The organism is Psychrobacter sp. NPDC078409 (assembly GCF_050268505.1).
In the GTDB taxonomy this organism is placed as follows: domain Bacteria; phylum Pseudomonadota; class Gammaproteobacteria; order Pseudomonadales; family Moraxellaceae; genus Psychrobacter.
The window spans coordinates 201,605-225,425 of sequence record NZ_JBNNGW010000001.1; the positions used below are offsets into that span (position 1 = coordinate 201,605).

Below are 23,821 nucleotides of genomic sequence, written 5' to 3' on the forward strand. Positions count from 1 at the left end.
TGGGCATTAAATTTGATACGCATAGGCTACCTAACTTTCGTTATGAAAATTTATGCTGTGTTTGGATATGGATATGTCTGAAAGGAATTTATGTTTCTGGGTACAAGCTTATATGATGTATAGCTGAATTATTTACATTGCGAACGGCAATAAAACCTATTACACACGCAAATCATTTTCGTCGCTGATTTTAAGATTAAAAACAAAACTGAGATTACGTCATGTATCAATATAATTACGCTGACCAGACTTTGGTAGAGGAACGAGTTGCCCAATTTCGCGACCAAACCGAGCGGTTTTTGGCAGGTGAGCTGCCAGAAGAGCAGTTTTTGCCACTGCGGTTGCAAAACGGCCTATACATCCAGCGTTATGCGCCGATGTTGCGTATCGCCATTCCTTACGGTTTGCTTGCCAGCTACCAGTTGCGCAAATTGGCCGAAATTACTCGTAAGTATGATAAAGGCTATGGGCACTTCACGACGCGTACCAATATTCAATTGAACTGGCCAAAGCTAGAAGATGTGCCAGATATTTTGGCTGAATTAGCCTCAGTACAGATGCATGCCATTCAAACCTCAGGCAACTGTATTCGTAATACCACTACCGATCCATATGCTGGTATCCATAAAGAAGAAATAGCTGACCCACGTCCTTATTGTGAAATTATTCGTCAGTGGTCAACCTTCCACCCTGAGTTTGCTTTTTTGCCACGTAAATTTAAGATTGCTGTGATCGGCACCAATGATGACCGTGCAGCAACCCAAGTACATGATGTCGGTCTACACGTAAAGACCAATGATGAAGGTGAGATTGGTTTTGAAGTATTGGTTGGTGGCGGGCTTGGACGTATCCCTGTTCTTGGTAAAGTCATCAATAAATTCTTGCCACGTCAGCATCTGCTTAGTTATTTAGACGCCATCTTGCGTGTCTATAACTTGCATGGTCGCCGTGACAAAGGCAGCAAATACAGATCACGTATCAAAATTTTGGTCGAAAGCATGGGCGGTCCAGCCTTTGCTAAATTGGTCAATGCCGAGTGGGAAGCTCATACCAAAGATGGCCCATTGACTTTGACTGATGAGAACTTTGCCACTGCGAGCAGCTTCTTTAGTGAGCCTGACTATGTATCGTTTGACGCACTACAAGTACAGTCTGAGCTACAACAGCAATTAAACGCTGATAAAGATTTTGCCAATTGGTATAACCAAAACACCGTAGCCCATAAAATAGCTGGCTATCGTGCCGTGGTTATTTCGCTCAAAGCAGGCTTGGTCGATGGTAAATATGTACCATCCGGTGACGTCAGTGAATCACAAATGGATGCACTGGCTGACCTTTCTGACAAATACAGCTTTGGTGAGTTACGGGGTACTTATCAGCAGAATCTAGTATTCGCTGATGTGGAGACCAATAAGCTTTATGAGTTATGGCAGCAGCTATCAGAATTACATTTAGCGCGCGCAAACATCAACACCCTAACAGATATGATTGTCTGCCCAGGTTGGGATTACTGCTCGCTTGCTAATGCAACGACGCACAACATCGCTGAGCAAATCGAAAAACAGTTCGATGACCTAGACTATCTATACGATTTGGGTGAGATTCGCCTAAACATGTCTGGCTGTATCAATGCTTGTGCGCACCATCATACAGGCGATATTGGTATCTTGGGTGTCGATAAAAAAGGCGAACATTGGTATCAGATTAGCCTTGGCGGCAACTCTAGCGACGATGCCAAACTTGGCAAAATCTTAGGAAAATCTGTGCCTGCTCTTGAGGTTGCCAACACCATACAGCAGATCGTTGATGTCTATGTGGACTTACGTGCCAGCACTGATAACGATGTAGAGAGCTTTGGGCAATTGGTTGAGCGCGTTGGTATTGATCCATTTAAGGAGAAGGTCTATGGCTAATCACCATATTTTGGACAGTCATGGCGTCGATATTGGCAGTCAAGATACATGGCATGTACTTACTACTGATGCACTGCCAGAAAGCATTGTATCGACTAACATTACGTTACTTGAGCTACTACAAAAACAAGAAAAGCCTGACGTCATCGTGCCACTTGTTGATCTGTTAGATACGACAGGCGCACAAGCTGGTGGTCTGATTAAAGAAGTTTATGAGCTAATCGTACAGCACAGTAGTCGACTTGGATTATGGGTTACTGCCGATACTGACGCTGATGCACTAGAAGGACTTAGTGAGTTCTTATCAACGCACGCGCTTATCGTAATTGACGTGCCGAAATTCGCTGATGGTCGTCACTTTAGCTTTGCACGTACGCTGCGCCAAATCGGTTATACAGGCGAGATTCGAGTGGCTGGCGCGTTTGGCCGCGATCAAATTGCTTATATGCTACGTGTGGGCGTTGATAGCTTTGTATTGAGCGAGCATGACCTAGAAGCCGATTCTAAGTTTGGTATTGAGCAAGCCTTTACTGCCCTTGCTAGTAGCTATGACGGTCGAAGCGCTTCAGATTTACCGATGTTTGCACAACCGTCAGAGACATCAGTCGCATAGCTGTCGCATTGACCATTAATTTTATAGTAATACCTAATATTTTTAATAAACCCTTTTATATTAACAACAATTAAGGAACGTATTATGAGCCAATTACACCCAAACCTAGACCTTGACCAAGCCAACCAAGACCTGCAAGGTAAGTCACCTGAGCAAATCGTTGAGTGGGCACTGACTCAAGCAAAAAACCCAATCATCACGACCAACTTCCGTCCGTATGAATCAGCGATTTTGCATTTGGTTGCCAAACAGCGCCCTGATATCACAGTATTGTGGGTAGACTCAGGCTACAACACTGATGCTACTTATCAGTTTGCCAACAAGCTTATCCATGACTTGAACCTAAACGTTGTTACTTATATTCCTAAACAAACGGCTGCACACCGTGACGCGACGATGAATGGTATCCCAGGTATTGATAACCCACAGCATGACGAGTTCACTGAGCAAGTTAAGCTTGAGCCGTTCCGCCGTGCATTAGAAGAGCTAAAGCCAGATGTGTGGTTCAATGCTATTCGTAAAGACCAAACTGAGTTCCGCCAAGGTCTTGACGTACTTAGCTTGTCAAAAGACGGCGTGCTAAAAGTAGCGCCATTGTTTGAAAAGACCGATGCTGATTTAGACGTATATTTAGAAGAGCACAACTTACCAAACGAGCATGACTACTTTGATCCAACTAAGGTAGAAGAAAGCCGTGAGTGTGGCTTGCATACTCAGCTGTAGTAAGGCGCTGACTGTAGCGATTGTTTATTGAACAATGGCTATAGCTATAAAAAAATCCCGCTTGGCTCTTAATAGAGTCGTTAAGCGGGATTTTTTTGTGCTTGTTCTATCTATAAGTCAAAAAAATCTAAAATGGGTACAAGGCAGTCGATTACAAATTGTACAAATAGTACCTCTAGGGAGAGTAACACCGTTGCCTTTTACTAGTTCTCTGACTATATATCGAAAACTTACCGCTATTCCTATTACTGGCTAAAATATGAATTAATATCTCAAAAACGAATATACTAATGCCAATTCACTAGGTGAGAGTATGCCTGTGATACCTCATAATGGCGGCATTCCTGATATCTTTTCTACCTTTTATAATAAACAATTAAATATATGGTGACATTATGAACACCTTCCCGCTATTTTTTAAATTAGAAGACCGTAAAGTGCTCATCGTGGGCGGCGGCGAAGTGGCACTGCGTAAAGCGGATTTACTCAGCCGTGCAGGTGCCTGTATCACTATACTTGCACCTGATATCAGCCATGAGCTACAAGCTTTGCTCACTGACAGCAAACATGAATTTATCTATGAGAATTATAATAAAACCTATATGTCAGGCGCACGGGTAATCATTGCCGCGACTGACGATGAAACACTTAACCACCAGATTCATGCAGATGCGACTGAGCTAAACATTCCAGTCAATGTGGTCGACACACCGCACCTATGTGACTTTATCTTTCCAGCCATTATCGATCGCAATCCTATCGTGATTGGTATCTCATCAAATGGTAAAGCGCCAGTGTTGGCACGTCTATTACGGGCACGTCTTGAGACGTTAATCCCGCAAGGCTATGGTAAATTGGCTAAGCTGGCAGGTGACTTCCGCAGCGAAGTAAAAGCCAAAATACCCACACTCACTGGGCGTCGTCAGTTTTGGGAACGTGCATTTGAAGGCCAAGTCAGCCAGCTCATGTTTGCTGGTAACGAAACGGAAGCGATTGCACAGTTAAAAGCTGATTTGGATAGCACTGCCGCTGCTATCAGTAAGAAAAGCGACGATACAGACTCGGATGCCATCAAGCCCGTCGCATCGAATGAGTCAGAAAAAAGCTTACCAGCCGTTGGTGAAGTCTATATTGTGGGCGCAGGCCCGGGTGATCCAGAGCTTCTGACCTTCAAAGCCTTGCGTTTAATGCAGCAAGCGGACGTGGTGTTTTATGATGCTTTAGTCTCACCGCAGGTCTTAGACTTATGCCGCCGTGATGCTGATAAAGTATTCGTCGGTAAAAAACGCAGCAACCATACAGTTGCACAATTGGGTATCAATGAGCTACTTGTCAATCATGCCAAACAAGGTCGCCGTGTCGTGCGTTTAAAAGGTGGCGATCCGTTTATCTTTGGACGTGGCGGCGAAGAGATCGAAAGTCTGCGTGCACATAATGTACCTTACCAAGTCGTACCAGGTATCACCGCTGCCAATGCCGCTGCTAGCTATGCAGGCATTCCGCTAACTCACCGTGACCATTCACAATCAGTGCGTTTTGTGACGGGATTTTTGAAGGCTGGTGCACCCAACAGTAATTTTGAGAACTTTTTAAATACTGATGAGACAGTCGTATTTTACATGGGTCTGCACTCGCTGGCACGTTTGACTGAAGGCTTGGTTGACGCTGGTCGTAGTAGCGAAACGCCCATTGCTATCGTCTCTAATGCGAGTATGCCCAATCAGCAAGTACTGACAGGTACGCTTGCAACGATTGTTGCCAAACAAGAGGACGCCGAGTTGCCGACGCCTGCCCTACTTATCATGGGCGACGTGGTCAGCCTGCATCATGATTTGGCTTGGTATAATCAGCAAAATCAAAACAGTGATCCTTCAGATGAGAACTGGCTACGTGAGGGTACGACAGGTGAAACAGTCAAACAGTCCATAGACCAGCAAGCGCATGCGCTATCGATGATTGCAAATCTTGCGACAAATTCAGGGGACGATCTAGAACAACTCATTATCGATTAATCCTCTGTGTTTTATTATTACCTGTAACGCAAAGCCACCCTGCCAATTATCTATTGGTAGGGTTTTCTTTTGGCAACAGAGAAAATTCTAACGATTCTTGCTAGAATGAAAGCCACCTAACCCCTGTTCTGACGTTTAATAATAAGCCAAACTATGCCCTTATCTATTGCTCCTAAATACCTCTCTACTAAACCTTTGAAAATATTGCATACGTCCGATTGGCACTTGGGGCGACGCCTATATGGGCGTCTTCGCTATGAAGAGTTTGAGTTATTCCTGCATTGGCTACAAGACACAATCAGCGCACAGCAAGTAGATATATTGATCGTCGCAGGTGATATCTTCGATACCATGACCCCAAGCAATAAAGCCCAAGCGCTATATTATGAGTTTTTGGGTAAGGTCTCACGCTCCTGCTGTCAGCATGTGGTTATTGTCGCTGGCAATCATGACTCACCAACATTTTTAGACGCGCCAAGCAATGTGCTTAAATTTTTGAACGTACATGTGATTGGCACTGCTTGTGATGACTTGGACGACGAAGTATTAGTTTTGGGTGATGATGACAACAACCCCCATTGTATTATCGCCGCTGTGCCCTATCTGCGCGATCGGGATGTGCGTAGCAGTAGCGCTGGCGAGTCCGCAGATAGCAAAGACGCCAATGTTATCGCTGGTATTTGCGAGCACTATGACAATGTTGCAGACATTGCAAAGGCTAAGCAAGCCGACTTAAACAAAACGCATCAGCGATATATTCCTATCATCGCGACAGGACATCTATTCGCGTCTGGCGGCAAAACAACTGAGGATGATGGTGTACGCGAGCTATATGTCGGCTCACTAGGTAAAATATCTGCCGATATGTTCAATGATGGCTTCGATTATGTGGCACTTGGGCATTTGCACGTGCCGCAGCGCGTTGGCGGTCGTGAGAGTATTCGATACTCAGGCTCACCCATCGCTATGGGTTTTGGAGAGGCCAAACAGCAAAAGCAAGTATTACTGGTACAGTTTGGTGCCGCAGAACATTTTAATAATGACATCTCAGAGCTGAATGTCGTACCTGATAGTATTATTCCTCATGCCATCGATATAGCCGCTACTATTGAAGTCGCCCAAGTTAAAAAATCAGTAGATAAATTAGCAGAAAAAACTGCTAAAACAGTGGTGAGTCAGGCACTGCCTTTCATGGACGACTTGTTCGGCTTTGATGAGCCATTAGAAGATGAGGAAGTTAAAAAATCCACTGTCATAGAAAATACTCCTATTCAGCCTGAGCAATATAAAAGCATTCGAGAAACTTCTACTGACGCCGTGACTAGCAATAAAATACTGCATCGCGATGACGCTAATCAAATGCAAGTAATGTCCCTGCCCATTCCAAAGTTTCAACAACTGGCGCAAATATCTGGTGACCTAATTACGATTGAGCAAACCATTAGAGCGCTTACGCAATCGGACTCTATTTGGCTAGAGGTTGTCTATATAGGGGATGAGATTGTCAGTGATTTGCGTGAGCAAGTGCAAGCAATGGTGGAAGGGGTGCCATATGAAGTGCTTAAGATAAAAAACACTCGTACTTATAACAAAGTCCTCAATCAGCAGCAAACCTCTGAGAACTTGCAGGACTTAAATGAGATGGAAGTGTTTGAGCGCTGCTTGACGATAAATGATGTGGCTGATTCTCAAAAAGACTCATTGCGCGATGCCTATGGTCAGATACTTTATAACTTACGTCATGAAGACAAACAGGCGGAATGATATAAGCGACATATCATAACAACACTTCCTAAATTTTTCGCAGTTGCGGCTATTACTACTAATATTAAGAATTATCCATGCGCCTAATCGAACTCAGACTAAAAAACCTCAACTCCCTAAAAGGCGAATGGCATATTGATTTTGCTGATACTGCCTTTACCAATGAAGGCATCTTTGCTATCACTGGGCAAACAGGCGCTGGCAAGACCACCATATTGGATGCTATTTGCTTAGCGCTATATGGCGAGACGCCAAGGATTAATAGCATCAGTAAGAGCAGCAATGAAGTGATGACTAGGCAGACGGCAGAGTGTTTCGCTGAAGTAGTGATTGACTTAAATGGCGAGCAGTATCGCTGCCGCTGGGGACAGCGCCGTGCTTACAACAAAGCAGACGGTAATCTACAAGATGCGACTCATGAAATCGCTAAGATAAACGTTGATGACTCGTCAAAAGAGGATGAGCTGTTAGAGAGCACCTTAAAACATACCAAAAACAAGATCATTGAACTGACTCGGATGGATTTTCAGCAGTTCACTCGCTCTATATTGCTGGCTCAGGGTAGCTTTTCAGCATTTCTAAAGGCAAAGGCTGATGAACGTGCTGATATTTTAGAGAAAATTACAGGCACTGATATTTACGCGACTATCTCAACACAGGTTCATGATAAGAAACGTACCGAGGAAGAAATTCTTAATAAGCTACAATACGGTTTAGACGGTTTGATGCTTTTAGATACCGTTGAGGAAAATCAGTTAAAAGCCGATTTACAGTCATATCATAGTGCCCAAAGTGAGCAGCAACAGACCATTCAAGATTTGGCCGAAAAGATAAAGTGGCTAGATAGCGTGACAGAGTCAAAAGAAAGACTGAATACTTATCAAAATGATCTAGCGCAGGCTCAGCAGGCTCAGCAAGACTTTATTCCTAATGCCAAGCGCTTAACCGCTGCCAATAAGGCGTTGGAGATTGATAGTCAGTTTGGTGAGTTATCATCTACCCGCAAGCATGTTGATGAATTAAATCGAGAAAAAGCGCAGCTCGAGTATGACTTACCTAAACAGCAAGCACTTACACGAAGCGCTCGCACACAGCTAGAGAAGCAAATAACACAGCGCCAAGATGCAGAAAACGCAATGCAAATCGCACGGCCGAAGATTCAGAAAGCACGTGAGCTCGACAACGAGATCGCCCAGCAGCGTTATGCCTTAAACGACACACATGACAGACATGACACACTTCAGGCAGACACTGAGCAACTGCTTGAAAATATTGCCGCGCAAAAAAGCATTGCCATAGAAAAAGAAAACCAAAGCGCACAATTGACCAACAAACTTGCCGGTACGGATAATTTAAGCTGTTTAGACGGCGATATTGCCATTTTTGATGAAAAGTGCAGTCGCCTAAAAGATTTAATACAGCAAAATTCAGCGCGTTCCCAAGAAAGAAACCGCCAAGAGCGTGAGATACAAGAACAAAAAATGGCCTTGGAAACATGGCAGAAGCGACAAGAAGATCACAGCAAAAAAAATAAAACCATCCAAGACCATTTAGCTACCCTACAAGAAGAGCAAAGCGAGCTAGTTCAAGTACAATCAGTCATAAAGATGCGCGCGACGCAAACGCAGATAGACAGCACTAGCCAGCAGTTCGAGCAGCTGCGCTTTCATGACCAGCAGCGCCGTGACCTTAACGTACAAGTGACACAAATCATGAGTCACATCGAGCAGCTAGAGAGTGAAATCAGTGGCTATGAAGAGTTGATTACAACAAAAAAAGCAAACCTCAAAAACACGCAAGAAAAGCGCCAAGACAAATCGAATCAGCTACAACTACAACAAAAGGTCATGGCGCTAGAGAACTATATTGCCGATTTACAAGACGGTAAACCTTGTCCTTTATGCGGCGCGCTTGAACATCACTATAGTAAGAGTCACCCGTACCTCGTGCCCGATAGCGAAAGTGCCGAGTTAACGCAGTATATTAATACTTTAGACGAACAAATTGCCGTGCTGAATAAAAGCATCACTGCCCAGCAGATTGAGCAGGCAAGTAAACGAAGTACGCTTGAGAGTCAAAGCAATCAGCAAGCCGAACTTGCCACAAAAATACAGCAGCACAATACCGCCATAACAGAACTGCTGTATGTCATCAGACAGCAGATGAATGATGAAAACGTAGCTGACAGTACTATTGCCAACTTGATACAACCATTACTTGCGATGGGTAGTGATAACGACATCGCGCAAACACTTGCTGATAGCAAAGATAAGTTAAATCAGTATAAAAAAGAAATCACAGATACTTTAGAACGCTACGAAAGCTACAGTGAAGACATAACCCGTATGCGTGAGACACTAGAGACAGCATCAAAAGACCAGCAAGCGTTGGCAAACGATATCTCTGAGCAGAAAACGCAGATTACCATCAGTGAAAACAACATAACAGGTATCGATAATAAGATTACAGAGAACTTTGCTGAACTACAAACGCTCATTACCGCCATTTTGCAGCGTATTGACCCTTATGCTGCCAGTAGCTATCCGATAGAGGCGCTCAGCACCTTGCAACGTGCGCCCGATAATTTACAGCCGTTATCGGCTAGCATCAAACAACAAAAAATTCTGAGCAATGCAGATTATGATAGTTATCTTGAAGAACTACGTCAGCAGCGCCGCGCCCTCGTACAGTTAAAAGACGCTTTCGCTGAAGATAAGGACAAACAGCAGACAATACAGATCGACCTTGAACGCATAAAAGCATATATTGAGAATAAAGAAGTACAGCTCAAAAAAGATACCGATTCGCTTAACAGTTTAATACAAGTGAAGAATAAACAGACAGCTGCACTAACCCAGTTTCAAGACGAACGCGCAGAGGTTTTCGAAGCGGCCGACCTAGAAGCAGCTGAGCGTACGCTTAGAGACACGCTAGATCAAGCGCAAGAGGCGCACAGTGTTGCCCAACGACAACTGGATACAGAAACGTATAATTTGCAACAGCTCTTAAAGCAGCAAGAAAACTTAGCCAATCGTATCGAAGCAGCTACGCAAACCTTAGAGACGCAACATATCGCATTTAATAACGCACTTGCCGCCTCCAGCTTTGATACGGAAGCAGAATTTTTGGCGGCGCGCTTGCCTATGGATGAGCGCAATACACTTAAGCAGCAGCAAGAACGTATTGATTATGCACTCAAACAAGCGCAATCCTTATTGAAAGAAACCGAGAAAGCATTAGAAGATAAGCAAGTAAACCCTCTGACAACAGACGATAAAGAAACGCTTATCCAGCAGCAAGCGCAAGTCCAAGAGAAGTTTAATAGCTGCATTGAGTCAATCGGTGCAATCAGTCAGCGTCTAAAAGACAATGAGGATAAGAAAAGCACCCAACAGCTGAAAATTGATGCCATCAATGGCCAAAAAGAGAAGTTACAAGTGTGGCAACAGCTACATAAACTGATTGGCTCGTCTGATGGCAAAAAGTATCGTACCTTTGCTCAAGGCCTCACTTTTGATCTAATGGTTAATCATGCCAATACTCAGCTGCAAAAAATGAGTGATCGCTATTTGCTGGCTCGTGATGACAATAGCCCGCTTGAGCTTAATGTCATTGATAATTATCAAGGCGGTGAGATTCGTAGTACCAAAAATCTCTCAGGTGGTGAAGGATTCATTATCAGTCTTGCTTTGGCGTTAGGACTGTCGCAGATGGCCAGCCAAAATATTCGCGTGGACTCGCTATTTTTGGATGAAGGCTTTGGTACCTTGGATGAAGAATCTTTAGATATTGCGCTTGATACGTTGACCAATTTGCAGCAAGAAGGCAAATTAATCGGAGTGATATCCCATGTGCAGGCGCTAAAAGATCGTATCTTAACCCAAATTAAGGTCGAAAAGCTCTCGGGCGGCTTTAGCCGAATTAGTGGTCAAGGATGCCACAAAGTTGTCAGTGAAAAAGCATCATAATTTAAGCTAGTCAGTTTGCTACTTTCTACTCTACTTTCGATTAAACGATTTCGTTTAAACAATAAAAAACCACCGAGCATTAAGGACGGTGGTTTTTTTGAACTTACGGATATTTATTTCTTACTGAATGAATAATTATTTAGTAACTAAACCACTCAGCTCGCTCATCAATACTGACAACGTTGACAGACCAATTTGACTTTCTTCATCGTTGCTATGCAGCTCATCTAACTTATTCATCTCCGTCGTGACTGCTGCAAGCTGATCGACGTGTCTTGCTCTCCATTCACTAAATGCTTGTTTGGCATCTGGTTTAGACAGTACCGCATCCATTAGTAGGCGCAAGCTGCGTGACAACTCGTTCACTAACGCATGGCGTGCACGGCGATCCCAGTAGTCTTGCTGCGGTAAATTGGCAATATTGTCCATCATCCAATCTAACTGCAACACTTGATAGGCTTCAAAGTATAGGGTTGCAATCTCATCAACAGGACGCTCATATTGCTCAGCCAGCAATGCAGCATCAAGCGCATCGACATGGTACGGTAGCATTGCAAATAAAGTAGCATCGTTGTCAGACAGATCTTTTTGCATCAAGCGCTTGGTGTCTTCTTGCAGATATTGTGCAAATTGCTGCTCGATAAAACCACTTGGCTTCGTCAGTTTTTCCACACTTTCACTAAAGCGGCTAATCATATCCGCGACTTGCAGATTTTGACCAAAGGCGTTGATGAACCAGACCACACCGCGCTCAAGTGAATCACGTAGACGTAGCTCAAGATTTAGCAATAACGTCGCCTCAACTTGATTGTCTAGGGCTTCAAGTGCTTTCCAAGCGCGCGATACGTTGAATACATCACGGCTAATCGCATAACCACGTACGATAGTGGCTAGTGATTGATCGGTTTCTTCAAAGAGACGGAATAGCGCTTCAATACCTAAGCGGTTGACCACACTGTTGGTCAAGTAAGTACTGATAATCTCGCGATGCAAACGGTGCTCGGTCATCTCATCAAAGAAGCGTGACGCAAGCTCATCTGGGAAGTACTTACGTAGCTCATTGATAAAGTACGGATCATCTGGTAAATCAGACAATAATAGATTGTCATAGACCCACATTTTTCCATAAGCCAAGACCACTGCCAGCTCAGGATTGGTCAGACCAGTATCCGCTTTTTGACGTTTCGCAATCTCTTCATCTGATGGTAGATACTCAATCGCACGATCCAGACGCCCTTCACTCTCTAGCATCTGAATAAAACGCTGATGATCACTCAGATTGGCTGCGGCACGGATATGGCTCAGCTCGATCGCTTGTGGTTGCAAGTAGTTTTGACGTAGTACCAATTCTGCTACGGTGTCAGTCATACTCTCAAGCAGCTCATTACGTTGCTTCAGTGTCATATCACCTTGCTCGACCACTTTGCCAAGTAGGATCTTGATATTGACTTCATGATCCGAACAGTTAACACCGCCTGAGTTGTCGATTGCATCTGTATAGATACGGCCGCCCGTTTGAGCGTACTCGATACGACCTTGCTGGGTTAGACCTAAGTTACCACCTTCACCAACGACGGCTGCACGTAGCTCATTACCATCAATACGCAGCGAATCATTCGCACGGTCGCCCACGTCAGCGTGCGTTTCGTTTGCACTTTTGACATAAGTACCGATACCACCATTCCAGATCAGATCGACAGGTGCTCGTAGTAACGCACTGATCAAATCATTCGGTGCAAGGCTGTCTTCACTGATATCGAAGAGCGATTTCATCTCAGGGCTGATAGCGATGGTTTTGTCTTGGCGCGAGAATATCCCACCACCTTGACTGATCAATGATGCTTCATAATCTGCCCATGATGAGCGTGGTAGCTCAAACAAGCGTGCACGCTCAGCGTATGAGGCGGCAGTATCTGGATTAGGATCAATAAAGATATGCAAATGGTTAAAGGCAGCAACCAGCTTAGTATGCGTTGATAGCAACATGCCATTGCCGAATACATCACCACTCATGTCACCAATACCGACAACGGTGAAGTCATCACGGTTTTGAATGTCCATACCGCGCATACGGAAGTGACGTTTGACAGACTCCCAACCACCGCGAGCTGTGATACCCATTGCTTTATGGTCATACCCTACTGAGCCACCTGAGGCAAAGGCGTCATCTAGCCAGAAGTTGTACTCTGCTGCTAGCGCGTTGGCTATGTCAGAGAAGGTAGCTGTACCTTTGTCTGCTGCAACAACCAAGTACGGGTCGTCTTCATCATGGCGTACCGTGTTGGCTGGCGGGACGATGTTGCCATCTACAATATTGTCTGTGACATCAAGCATGCCGCGTAAGAACGTCTGATAACAAGCGATACCTTCTGCTTGGAACGCCTCACGGCCATCAGCCATGCTCTTGGTTTTTACAATAAAGCCGCCTTTAGAGCCTACAGGGACGATTACTGCGTTTTTGACCATCTGCGCTTTGACAAGGCCGAGTACTTCAGTACGGAAATCTTCCATACGATCTGACCAGCGCAGACCACCGCGAGCGACTTTGCCGCCACGTAAGTGCACAGCTTCGACGCGTGGTGAATACACAAATATCTCAAACATTGGCTTTGGTTTAGGCAAGTTTGGAATGTCTGCTGCCAAGAACTTAAATGACAGACGATCTTTGCGCTGAACATCGCTATCGACTTGATAGAAGTTGGTACGTACCATCGCATTGATCAAATCTAAGTACCAGCGCAAGATACGATCTTCATCTAGGCTATCTACATCTGCTAGCGCAGCTGTGATTTGCTCTTGGATAGTAGAAGCCTTTTCTTGACGTTCTTCTTCGCTATACTTAGGATTCATACGTGCGTCAAACAAACTACCTAACGCCACACTGATATCGCTGTTTTTGACCACAGTTTGCTGAATATAAGCACTCGAGAATGGCGCACGTGCTTGTAGCATATAGCGAGACAATGCACGCAATACGACGACATCGTAAGTGTCGAGCTTGGTCGTTAGTACCAATTCATTAAACGAATCGCTTTCAACGCGACCTGCCCAGATTTGCTTGAGGCTATCTTCGAACTGACCACGCACGACTTGCATATTGACCGTATCGACATGCTCTAGGGTCAACTCATACTCTTGCATCCAGATAGGCTGCTCTGGCAAGTCAAACTCATAAGTCTGTGCTGAGATAACTGACACACCAAAGTTTTCGAGTATTGGTAGTACTTTTGACAAGATAACCGGCTGTTCACGACCGTATAGCTTTAGGTGGAGCTGGTTACGTGCGTCGCCTGTTGACTGGTATAAGTGCCAGAGCATCGGTTGCTCTGCGGTCAGTCCTGCCAGACGCTTCGTGTCTTCGACTGCAGTACGAGCATCGAAACGCTCTTGGTAGGCAGCAGGGATATAGTTCAAGAAGCGACGATTTAAAGCATTGGCTTGTTGTTCGCCCACATTATCGAGGAGCATTTTTTGATAATTATCATCCCATGATTGCATGAGTGCTGATAATTTGGCTTCAAGTGTGGCGATATTGACGTCATTTACTTGACCAGGCACGGTACGTACGTGGACATGCACACGAGCATGCGCAGATTCGTTGAATTCAGTGGTAAACCCTGAAGACATACCGTTATAGGCGTCTTTTAGGACATTTTGTACTTTAATGCGTAGCTCGGTATTGAACTTATCACGCGGGATATAGACCAAGCACGAGACAAAACGCTGATAATGGTCAATACGGCTAAATAGACGTAAGCTCTTTTTGTCTTGTAGTTGAGTAATGCCTGAAACAATTGGGTATAGCTCTTCGACGCTGGCTTGGAACAAATCATCACGCGGTAAAGTGTTAATCACATGCATCATCTTGTGATGAGCGTGACCGTCACGTGGCAAGTCTGCCATCGCCATAATCTTATTGGCTTTTTCGCGCAATAGCGGTATTTGCTGTACAGTCAGCTGATAAGCTTGTGACGTAAGCAAACCGATAAAGCGGTATTCACCAATTAGGTTACCGTTATCATCGAACTTATGAATGCCCAAAAAGTCCATATATACTGAGCGATGGATCGGTGATACACGGCTTGATTTAGACAGCATTAATACGCGTGGTTCAGTCAATAATTGCTTTAACCCTTTAGGTAGTTGGCTAAAGCTTTCTGATAGCTTGTCTTTCTCAGAACCACGTAGTAGACCAAGTCCACTGTTACCAATCGCAAATAAATCTAAATCGGTCGGCTCAGAAGTCACTTCGATAGACTGACCGCCTTCTAAGCGGTATTCACGATACCCTAAGAATATGAAGTGATCGTCTAAGATCCAATCTAAAAATGCTTGGATTTCTTGTTGTGAATAGAATACTTCTGGTAGTGGCTTAGTTGAAAGCTCAGTTTTGATGTCATTCAACTGCGCACGCATCTGTTTCCAGTCGCCAACGACCGTATCAAGCGTGTCAATTTTTGACATCAGCATTTGTTGCAGCGCTTCCAAGTCTTCGTTGTCTTGGTAAGCAATTTCACAATGAATCAATGACATATGTGAAGTGGCACTTTCATGTGCGCCTTCGATATGCGTAATAGCACCATTGTCATCACGCTCAACACTGATAATAATGTTGTAAGTACGATGAACATCGATACCTTCAGCTTCTAGGCTCATCAAAATCGTATCAACTAAGAATGGTCTATCATAAGCTGCGATTTGAATGACAGTGTGCGAGCTGTGAAAGTGCTGCTCTTCTGCTGCTGGGTTTAGTACTGTCAGCTGTGGCTTGCTGCCGTCGTAAGCTTTGAGTAGTGTAAAGTGATGTAGCGCCATGCCCGCCAAGTCAGCATTACTAATCGCCTCTGCAGTTTCTTGATGCAGCGGCTGATAATAGCTATGAATAAAATGATCAAATAGCGATTTGTCTTTTTGTACATAACTGGTAGCAATATCGCTTATCTGGCTAATGCGCTCTTTTGCGATACTGAGGGAGTTTGGCATTTCCTGCGTCCTTTTTTTATAGATTTGGTTTAACATTTATTTATTTAAGTTTATCGATTTAGATTGACTACTGTTACTGCATATTCATCATTGGTGCAACGGTGCAGTATTTCCATTCACGCGACTTATTTTATTTTTATAACAGTTAGAAATTTTCTCCTTTTTTGCTCTTATTTTTTATTAATATGTAGCCATCAGAATTTAATACTACCAATATAGTGAAGTGTAACGCACATAAGGCGCGAGCTAAAGTGTACAACATCATTTCATGAATCAGCGATGTGTCGATAACCTTTACTAATGAGACAATGCGGTTTTGGACATCGATATGGATGATTCGGTGCTGGCAGGCGGATACTCATGGTAATTGAAGGCGTTTTTTTGTTAGAATATGCCAACATATTTAAGAGCGTACGACTCGCTCACTATTAACTTTAATGCTAAGGGCAAAAGGTATGATGAATATTTTGGTGGTTGGCTCAGGTGGTCGCGAACACGCATTGGCATGGCAATGTGCAAAAGATGACAATGTAAAAAATGTCTACATCGCTCCTGGCAATGCTGGCACCGCCCTTGAGCCTAAATGCCAAAACGTTACGCTAGAGTCTACTGACGCAGGCGAGCATAGTGCTGTTATCGCCTTTTGTCAAAATAATGATATCGACATGGTAATTGTTGGTCCAGAAGCACCTTTGGTTACGGGTATTGTTGATGCTTGTCGTGAAGCGGGTATCAAAGCATGGGGCCCTACAGCGTACTGTGCACAGTTAGAAGGCTCAAAAACTTTTGCTAAAGAGTTCATGGAGCAAAACAATATCCCAACCGCTGCTTATCAAGGTTTTACCGACGCAGTCGCTGCAAAAGCCTATGTTGATGAGCAAGGCGCGCCTATCGTTATCAAAGCAGATGGTCTTGCTGCAGGTAAAGGCGTCATCGTTGCTGAAACGATCGAACAAGCACATGAAGCTATCGACGATATGTTAGCGGACAACAAGTTCGGTGATGCTGGCAGCCGCGTGGTTATCGAGCAGTTCTTACAGGGTGAAGAAGCCAGCTTTATTTGCATGATTGATGGTGACAACATATTGCCAATGGCAACCAGTCAAGATCATAAACGTGCTTTTGAAGGCGATACCGGTCCAAACACTGGCGGTATGGGTGCCTACTCCCCTGCTCCAGTTGTTACCAGCGATGTTCATAACAAAGTTATGCAGCAAGTGATTCAACCAGTAGTCGAGGCCATGAAAAACGCAGGCCACCCTTATACTGGATTCTTATACGCTGGTCTTATGATTGATAAGGCAGGCGACCCATATGTCATCGAATTTAACTGCCGTTTTGGTGATCCAGAAACGCAGCCTATCTTAATGCGTTTGCAGTCATCAATGGTCGATTTGGTCGCACAAGGTTTGGCAGGTCAATTACCCAGTGAAGCAAAATGGGATGCGCGCCCTGCTCTAGGTATCGTTGTCGCATCAAAAGGCTACCCTGAAACTTCGTCTAAAGGTGATGTGATTGCTGGCTTGCCAGAGCTAGATCCTAACAACGACACTGCTGTGAAAGTTTTCCATGCGGGCACGGCATTTTCTAACGATAATGATAAAGAAGTCGTCACAAACGGCGGGCGCGTCTTATGTGTAACTGCGCTAGCAGATAGTATTTCTGATGCTCAGCAAGCCGCATTAGCAGTTACCGCTGCTATTAGCTTCGATGGTGCGCAGTATCGCCGTGATATTGGACACCATGCCATCACTCGCGAAAATGCTTAGCAGCTAAAGCGTACTAAAAAACATATTGAGTAACGTCTTGGGCAATATTTTAGATAACGCGAAGGTTTTGCTCAATGTGTTTGATTAATAGTATTTCTATATTTTATAGCTCTACATCATTATTTGACCTAGCATCATGCTAGGTCTTATTTTTTAGTATCTTTTTGATACTTACCTATTAGCTATAAATAGATTTCACTAAATTTTAATAGTCAGTGAACTTGCTAGAAAATACTAACTATTTATGAATCATACTCAAACTAGTAAGCACCTATTTATCAATAGTTACCGCTAGATATTGGCTTACAAAGTAACTATCAATAGCCAGCTCAGGCTCATAAAACCAACGCGCTTTATATGATACAATTTTGTACCTGTGCATCACGTCTCCCTTGTATTGTAGGTTTCGAACCCGCAAATCAATACCAATTGGATGAATGATTATACTTATGGCAAATGATACGTCTAAACCTTTTAGCAACAAGCAGTCAATCGATAGCCTAAAAACCTCAGGGTTTGATCGTCGTATGTCGATTGCAAAAACTTCTTTGAATATTGGTCGTCGTTGGGCGGGTAATAGCGTGTCTGGTATGTTCTTAAATAAAGAAGCACGTACTGCACGTAATCAGGCGTTTATGGAAACTCAGGCAAATTATCTGGCATCAGAGCTAGGTAAATTGAAAGGTTCGGTCGTCAAGATTGGTCAAATGCTAGCGATTTATGGTGAGCACATACTGCCGCCAGAGATCACGCGTGCTTTGCAAACTCTTAATGATGATACGGCGACATTGACTTGGCCGACGATTGAGCAAACATTACGCCAGTTACTGGGCAACAAATTAAACGAGCTAGACATTGATCCTGTTCCCATTGGAACTGCTTCTCTTGCCCAAGTTCATCGTGCGACCGTGCTCGCCACTGGCGAACAAGTTGTGTTAAAAATTCAGTATCCAGGTGTGGCAGATGCTATCAACTCTGATCTTGCCTTGTTCAAACGATTGTTAAAAGTAAGTAATATCGTTCCTCAAACACGCGCACTCGATGCTTGGTTTGAGGAAATACGTGACCTACTCCATCACGAAGTCGATTATGAAGCGGAAGCGGCTACGACAGAGCGTTTTTATGAGCGTTTAATTAATGATCCGCGCTATATCGTGCCTAAGATTAATCGCACTTATTCTAAAAAACGCCTGCTATGTATGTCATACGAGCCAGGTATCACTGTGGTTTCAGAAGCATTGCAATTACTACCTCATGAACGCCGAAATGCTATTGGTCAAGCAGCCATTGAAATCATGATGCAAGAGATTTTTGTATGGGGTGAGATGCAAACCGATCCCAACTTTGGTAATTATCTGGTGCGTGTGAGTGAAAACGAAGAAGATATCGATAGATTGGTTTTGCTAGATTTTGGAGCGATTCGTCAGTTTGATGGTAACTTATTAACGATTGCTCGTGGTCTACTACGCGCGGGATATCGCCATGATCAGCAAGCAATGAGCATTGCTATGAAAGGATATGACTTTTTCGATAGTATGAGCAATAAAGTACGTTCAGATATTGCCTCCTTATTTTTACTTGCTACCGAGCCTTTTAGTGACCCTGAGAAAAACGCTAATATCCCTAGTGAATGTTTGGATGAGCAGAATCGCTATATTTGGGCCAACAGTAAATTACATTCACGCCTATCCACTACGGCCACACGTGCAATGCAGTCCTTTGAATTTAACTTACCACCAAAAGAATTTATGTTTATCAGTCGTAAGTTTATTGGTGCATATACCTTTTTGACTGTTTTAGATGCGCATACTAACTCTAATAGCCTTGTAAAACCTTATTTATAAAATGTGCAAATTTTGAGCCGTCCTTTAGTGACGGCTTTTTTTTAATTTTATTTGCTTAGGCTATTTCGTGTTCAATACTACTACTTTCATTGTATATCATTGATATAAGCCCTATATTTACTTAGGCTATTATTTTTCGCTTATAGCACTTACCTGCCAATCATCAAATCTTGTTTTATACCATTTCGGCTTACGAATACTTAGCTCCCAACACACCTCTTGTCGGGCAAGGTATTTCACTTCGAAATGAGTGCGCTGACTGGTCGCTGGCACTCGAGAACGCGTTGATGGTAGACACCACACTTTAGTTGCTTGGTGTTCTGCATTGTCCATATAGGATTCGATATTAGTGACTAATATCACTTCTCCGCCCACCTGCAAGCGTGATAATAAAAACTCAAAAAAAGGCATGTTCAGCCATTGCTGATTTGGATTGTGCTGTTCAGGATTGGGATAAAGAATGAAGATTTTAGCCAAGCTATTTGGTTTAATGGCATGCACTGTCCATGCAATCGCATCCGCATGAATCGCGTCTAGGTTTGATAGATTTTGTAAAGTGGCTAATTTTGAAAATGCTTCAAATTTATTACGTGTGCGTTCAATGGCTATCAGATGCTTATCAGGATTTTGTGCGGCAAAGCTAAGTGCATGCTTACCCTTCCCTGCCCCAATCTCTAGCATCAACGGTTTTTCATTTTTATTGTCATTGATGATAGTTGGAATAATAAAGTCACGCGGTGCTGACAGTTTTTGTGGTTGAAAGGCACGCTCTTGCTGATGCGTGAGATCAATATTGTCGGTCATCTACTATCCTTAAAGCATTTGTCTTTTGTCATTATTCGGCCCCATGCTATTATATAGTCAATCCAATTGAATAGTAATACAGCGATAGCAAGTACGCCTCGTTTCATCGTAATTTAAATGACGGATGCGTTTTATGCTTGTGCCATATGCAACCAATACTAATAACATTTAGGACATTGCTCTTTTCTTATGACTGACTCTACTGCAAATACGCTCCCAAAGACCTATCCTTGTCCACGTTGCGGCACTCAGACGGCCTGGCAAGACAATAAATACAAGCCGTTTTGTAGTAGTCGCTGCAAGCTGATCGACTTAGGTGCTTGGGCAAACGAAGACTACACCTTACCTGCAGAAACCACGCCTTTTTCTGACGAGCTATAACCCACACTTTTACTCAATTATTATACCAAGGATGCTTTACATGTCTGCTACTTACCTGATGCCCACTTATAATCGTCAACCAATCAGCTTTACGCGCGGTGCAGGCAGTTGGCTCTATACCCAAGATGACACGCCTTACTTAGATGCCTTAACTGGTATCGCGGTATGCGGCTTAGGACACTGTCATCCACAAGTCACTGACGCGATTCAGCAGCAAGCAGGTACGTTAATTCATACAAGCAACTTGTTTGGCATTGATTGGCAAGAGCGTGCTGGAGAGATACTATGTACCGCCGCCCAAATGGACAGTGTGTTTTTTGCCAATAGCGGCGCCGAAGCCAATGAAGCTGCATTAAAACTGGCACGTTTATACGCCTACAAGCAAGGTTTTAAACGTCCAAAAGTTATCGTAATGGAGCAATCGTTCCATGGTCGTACGTTATTATCTTTGTCAGCTACTGCAAATCCAAAAGCACGTGAAGGGTTTTATACGCTAGATGAAGACTTTATTCGTGTGCCATTTGGCGATATCGCTGCTGTCAAACAAGCTGCTCAAGAACATGATGATATCTGCGCTATATTTGTAGAGCCAATCCAAGGCGAAGGTGGCCTAAACACTGCAGCCAATGGCTTCACCTATCTTGAAGAGTTGCAAGCAGAATGTGACGCTCATAACTGGCTATTTATGCTGGATGAAGTACAAACAGGTAATGGCCGTACGGGTAAATATTTTGCTTATCAACATAGCAATGCTCGCCCTGATGTGTTGACGACAGCCAAAGGCCTAGGTAATGGTTTCCCAGTTGGTGCGTGCATGGTACGTGGCCGTGCCAATGGTTTGTTTGGTGCTGGTAGCCATGGCTCTACTTATGGTGGCACGCCATTGGCCAGCCGCGTGGTACATAGCGTATATGACGTGCTAGCAAATAGTAATATCATGGAAAACGCAGTGACTGAGGGTTTATTCATTAGAGAAAGTATCGTTGATACATTTGGCCAACATGGCGTTAGCAGTCGCGGTGCAGGTATGATGATTGGTATCGCGCTACCTGAAGATATGGATTGTAGCCAACTGGTAGATCGTGCCCGTGATGAGCAAAAGCTGATCATCAATGTGACGGGTGGTCATGTCGTACGTTTGCTGCCGCCGCTTAACATGAGCCGTGATGAAAGCACACAAGTTATTGAGCGTTTAATTAATTTATTAAAGCCATCATTTTAAAGCATGCTTCAACGTTAATAATAGACAACAAAAAAGCCTATAGATGATTCATTATCTATAGGCTTTTTGCTAACTGCTTATTGCTAACTAAAAACGTTTCGTGCGTAGTGAGAACAACACTTAATTCGCATGGAAGTACTTTTTCAATACTTCTAGACAACGAGTGATTTTAGCTGGCTGTTGGTCGCGGTTTAAAGTGACCGCATATAGCACAAAGCTCGGTAATTGATAGCCAGTCAACACTTCTACCAGCTCACCGCTCTCAAGCTCTTTTTTGACGTCCATTTCTAACATTCTAACCAAACCATGACCTTCTTTCGCCAACGTCGTTGCCATAAACACGTTGTTGGTATAGATACGTGAGTTCATTTTAACACGCGTTTTCTTGCCAGTTTCAGTCTGAATCATATCGATCTGATTGGCATCTTTCATGATTTCAATACAGATTAATTGATGCTCAGCCAAATCTTTAGGCGTATTTAGCTTACTGTGCTGACGCAAATACTGAGGTGAGGCAACCAGTAATTGGCGCACATCGGTCAATGGATGACTGCTCAAACTAGAATCATTAATCGATGGGCTCATACGAATGGCAATATCAATACGCTCATCAATCATATCAATATAATGATTGTCAGCTAGATAGGTGACACTTAGATCATCATGTGCCGCCATCCACGTAGAGAGTGCTGGCAGTATGTGATTAACACCAAGCTCAGGCGTGGTCGAGACACGCAAGCTACCTGCTAGCTCATCACGCAATTGATTGACTTTGATACGTCCTTGCTCCGCTGCACTGACGACATCTTTTGCCGCTTCATAAAAGCTCTCACCAGCTTCTGTTAAGCTTAGCTTACGAGTTGAGCGATGTAGCAACACCACCCCAAGCTCGTTCTCTAGCGAACGAATTTGCTGACTGACTGCACTGGTTGTAATACCTAGCTCACGTGCTGAGCCACTAAAAGAGCCATGTCCGACCACACTGGCGAACACAGCCATACCGCGTAAATTATCCAACATATTCTCACCTAAACGTCATTTCAGTTTTTAATATAACTTAACCATTATAACGACTTTACATTCATCTTATCGTTATCAAATAGTTCTCTCTTGTTTGATAAATATATTTTGACCCGTAATAAAAACAAAAATATCAAGGTGATATATTGCTATCACCTTGATATTTAATATAAAACTACGTTCAATATATAAATATACTTTTAGATACTTTGAGCAATCACTGCTCCAAATCTCAATACAGCTGTACTTTACCCATTCTCCCCTCACCGCGTTCAGTTAAATACTGCATTACTGGTGTTTTTAGTAATTTCGTTTCAGCAACGGTTTTCGCTTGCTCTAAACGTTTTTTCTGTCGGCGCTCTGGGGTTTTATCTTCGGTCTGCATGATACTACTATCAATTTTCAAGTCAATGTCAGCTTGCGTAAATTGCTGTTGTAGCTTAACTGCCAATTGCTGAAAAGTGACTTGCAAATGCTTACTATCAACACTGGTCAAAAACGTGGCTTTGCCATTGCATTGACCAGTCATTGTACCTTGTCGTGCTAGTGCTAGCTCATCTTGTGCCAATACCTCGCCTTCACGAGCCGTCTGTAACCAGTAGTCCCACTTTTCTGGGTTCCACTCGCCTGTCAGTTCTTGAGGTGGACAACGCAGCAACGTACGTGGGTCTTCATCAGAGTGTGCTGTTAACTGAGAATCATTTGCGCCAGGCTCAACAACTGGTTCAGGCTCAACAACTGGTTCAGGCTCAACAACTGGTTCAGGCTCAACAACTGGTTCAGGCTCAACAACTGGTTCAGGCTA

Annotated in this window: 14 protein-coding genes; 10 read left to right on the plus strand and 4 right to left on the minus strand. The window is 43.7% G+C overall.

Annotated features, from left to right (window positions below; all coding sequences use genetic code 11):
* The first annotated feature begins 221 nt into the window (after positions 1-221).
* From ACQKC9_RS00665 to ACQKC9_RS00690, 6 genes are all read left to right on the plus strand, one after another.
* Positions 222-1,913: a nitrite/sulfite reductase gene (locus ACQKC9_RS00665; protein WP_427620124.1), complete on the plus strand. Its 1,692-nt coding sequence runs from the start codon at positions 222-224 to the stop codon at positions 1,911-1,913.
* On the plus strand, positions 1,906-2,526 hold the full coding sequence (locus tag ACQKC9_RS00670) for a DUF934 domain-containing protein (protein WP_427620125.1): 621 nt from the start codon (positions 1,906-1,908) through the stop codon (positions 2,524-2,526). The genes ACQKC9_RS00665 and ACQKC9_RS00670 overlap by 8 nt, the downstream gene beginning before the upstream one ends.
* Before the next feature lie 84 nt (positions 2,527-2,610).
* A complete protein-coding gene (locus ACQKC9_RS00675; RefSeq protein ID WP_427620126.1) occupies positions 2,611-3,249 on the plus strand; it encodes a phosphoadenosine phosphosulfate reductase family protein in 639 nt (212 codons plus the stop codon).
* Positions 3,250-3,644: 395 nt separating this feature from the next.
* Entirely contained in the window at positions 3,645-5,261 is a 1,617-nt protein-coding gene (gene cysG, locus ACQKC9_RS00680; RefSeq protein WP_427620127.1) for a siroheme synthase CysG, read from the plus strand.
* Positions 5,262-5,414: 153 nt separating this feature from the next.
* Entirely contained in the window at positions 5,415-7,025 is a 1,611-nt protein-coding gene (locus tag ACQKC9_RS00685) for an exonuclease SbcCD subunit D C-terminal domain-containing protein (protein WP_427620128.1), read from the plus strand.
* A 77-nt stretch (positions 7,026-7,102) separates the two neighbouring features.
* Complete coding sequence (locus ACQKC9_RS00690) at positions 7,103-10,993, plus strand: AAA family ATPase (protein WP_427620129.1); 3,891 nt, start codon at positions 7,103-7,105, stop codon at positions 10,991-10,993.
* Between the two features lie 135 nt (positions 10,994-11,128).
* Here the strand turns inward: ACQKC9_RS00690 and ACQKC9_RS00695 are convergent, their stop codons facing one another.
* Positions 11,129-15,976 carry an NAD-glutamate dehydrogenase gene (locus ACQKC9_RS00695; RefSeq protein WP_427620130.1) on the minus strand — a complete coding sequence of 1,616 codons (4,848 nt, stop codon included), beginning with the start codon at positions 15,974-15,976 and terminating at the stop codon, positions 11,129-11,131.
* A 458-nt stretch (positions 15,977-16,434) separates the two neighbouring features.
* Here ACQKC9_RS00695 and purD point away from each other — a divergent pair, with 458 nt between their 5' ends.
* Both purD and ACQKC9_RS00705 read left to right on the plus strand, forming a co-directional pair.
* The gene (gene purD, locus ACQKC9_RS00700; protein ID WP_427620453.1) at positions 16,435-17,745 is read left to right on the plus strand and encodes a phosphoribosylamine--glycine ligase; all 1,311 of its coding nucleotides are present in this window, start codon (positions 16,435-16,437) and stop codon (positions 17,743-17,745) included.
* Positions 17,746-18,194: 449 nt separating this feature from the next.
* Positions 18,195-19,589 carry an ABC1 kinase family protein gene (locus ACQKC9_RS00705; protein ID WP_427620131.1) on the plus strand — a complete coding sequence of 465 codons (1,395 nt, stop codon included), beginning with the start codon at positions 18,195-18,197 and terminating at the stop codon, positions 19,587-19,589.
* A 129-nt stretch (positions 19,590-19,718) separates the two neighbouring features.
* On the opposite strand, the gene ACQKC9_RS00710 is transcribed toward ACQKC9_RS00705, so the two are convergent.
* A complete protein-coding gene (locus tag ACQKC9_RS00710; RefSeq protein WP_427620132.1) occupies positions 19,719-20,393 on the minus strand; it encodes an SAM-dependent methyltransferase in 675 nt (224 codons plus the stop codon).
* A 189-nt stretch (positions 20,394-20,582) separates the two neighbouring features.
* Here ACQKC9_RS00710 and ACQKC9_RS00715 point away from each other — a divergent pair, with 189 nt between their 5' ends.
* Together ACQKC9_RS00715 and ACQKC9_RS00720 are read left to right on the plus strand one after the other, a co-directional pair.
* Positions 20,583-20,774, plus strand: coding sequence for a DNA gyrase inhibitor YacG (locus ACQKC9_RS00715; RefSeq protein ID WP_397477474.1), 192 nt, complete (start codon positions 20,583-20,585; stop codon positions 20,772-20,774).
* 40 nt (positions 20,775-20,814) lie between these two features.
* Positions 20,815-21,996, plus strand: coding sequence for an aspartate aminotransferase family protein (locus ACQKC9_RS00720; RefSeq protein ID WP_427620133.1), 1,182 nt, complete (start codon positions 20,815-20,817; stop codon positions 21,994-21,996).
* A gap of 120 nt (positions 21,997-22,116) precedes the next feature.
* Here the strand turns inward: ACQKC9_RS00720 and ACQKC9_RS00725 are convergent, their stop codons facing one another.
* Both ACQKC9_RS00725 and ACQKC9_RS00730 read right to left on the minus strand, forming a co-directional pair.
* A complete protein-coding gene (locus ACQKC9_RS00725) occupies positions 22,117-23,016 on the minus strand; it encodes a LysR family transcriptional regulator (RefSeq protein WP_057760292.1) in 900 nt (299 codons plus the stop codon).
* Positions 23,017-23,248: 232 nt separating this feature from the next.
* Positions 23,249-23,674 carry a hypothetical protein gene (locus tag ACQKC9_RS00730; protein ID WP_427620134.1) on the minus strand — a complete coding sequence of 142 codons (426 nt, stop codon included), beginning with the start codon at positions 23,672-23,674 and terminating at the stop codon, positions 23,249-23,251.
* Positions 23,675-23,821: the final 147 nt, after the last annotated feature.

Coding starts and splice junctions, on each gene's coding strand:
- ACQKC9_RS00665 (WP_427620124.1), top strand. CDS start 222: ATGTATCAATATAATTACGCTGACCAGACTTTGGTAGAGGAACGAGTT.
- ACQKC9_RS00670 (WP_427620125.1), top strand. CDS start 1,906: ATGGCTAATCACCATATTTTGGACAGTCATGGCGTCGATATTGGCAGT.
- ACQKC9_RS00675 (WP_427620126.1), top strand. CDS start 2,611: ATGAGCCAATTACACCCAAACCTAGACCTTGACCAAGCCAACCAAGAC.
- cysG (WP_427620127.1), top strand. CDS start 3,645: ATGAACACCTTCCCGCTATTTTTTAAATTAGAAGACCGTAAAGTGCTC.
- ACQKC9_RS00685 (WP_427620128.1), top strand. CDS start 5,415: ATGCCCTTATCTATTGCTCCTAAATACCTCTCTACTAAACCTTTGAAA.
- ACQKC9_RS00690 (WP_427620129.1), top strand. CDS start 7,103: ATGCGCCTAATCGAACTCAGACTAAAAAACCTCAACTCCCTAAAAGGC.
- ACQKC9_RS00695 (WP_427620130.1), bottom strand. CDS start 15,976: ATGCCAAACTCCCTCAGTATCGCAAAAGAGCGCATTAGCCAGATAAGC.
- purD (WP_427620453.1), top strand. CDS start 16,435: ATGAATATTTTGGTGGTTGGCTCAGGTGGTCGCGAACACGCATTGGCA.
- ACQKC9_RS00705 (WP_427620131.1), top strand. CDS start 18,195: ATGGCAAATGATACGTCTAAACCTTTTAGCAACAAGCAGTCAATCGAT.
- ACQKC9_RS00710 (WP_427620132.1), bottom strand. CDS start 20,393: ATGACCGACAATATTGATCTCACGCATCAGCAAGAGCGTGCCTTTCAA.
- ACQKC9_RS00715 (WP_397477474.1), top strand. CDS start 20,583: ATGACTGACTCTACTGCAAATACGCTCCCAAAGACCTATCCTTGTCCA.
- ACQKC9_RS00720 (WP_427620133.1), top strand. CDS start 20,815: ATGTCTGCTACTTACCTGATGCCCACTTATAATCGTCAACCAATCAGC.
- ACQKC9_RS00725 (WP_057760292.1), bottom strand. CDS start 23,016: ATGTTGGATAATTTACGCGGTATGGCTGTGTTCGCCAGTGTGGTCGGA.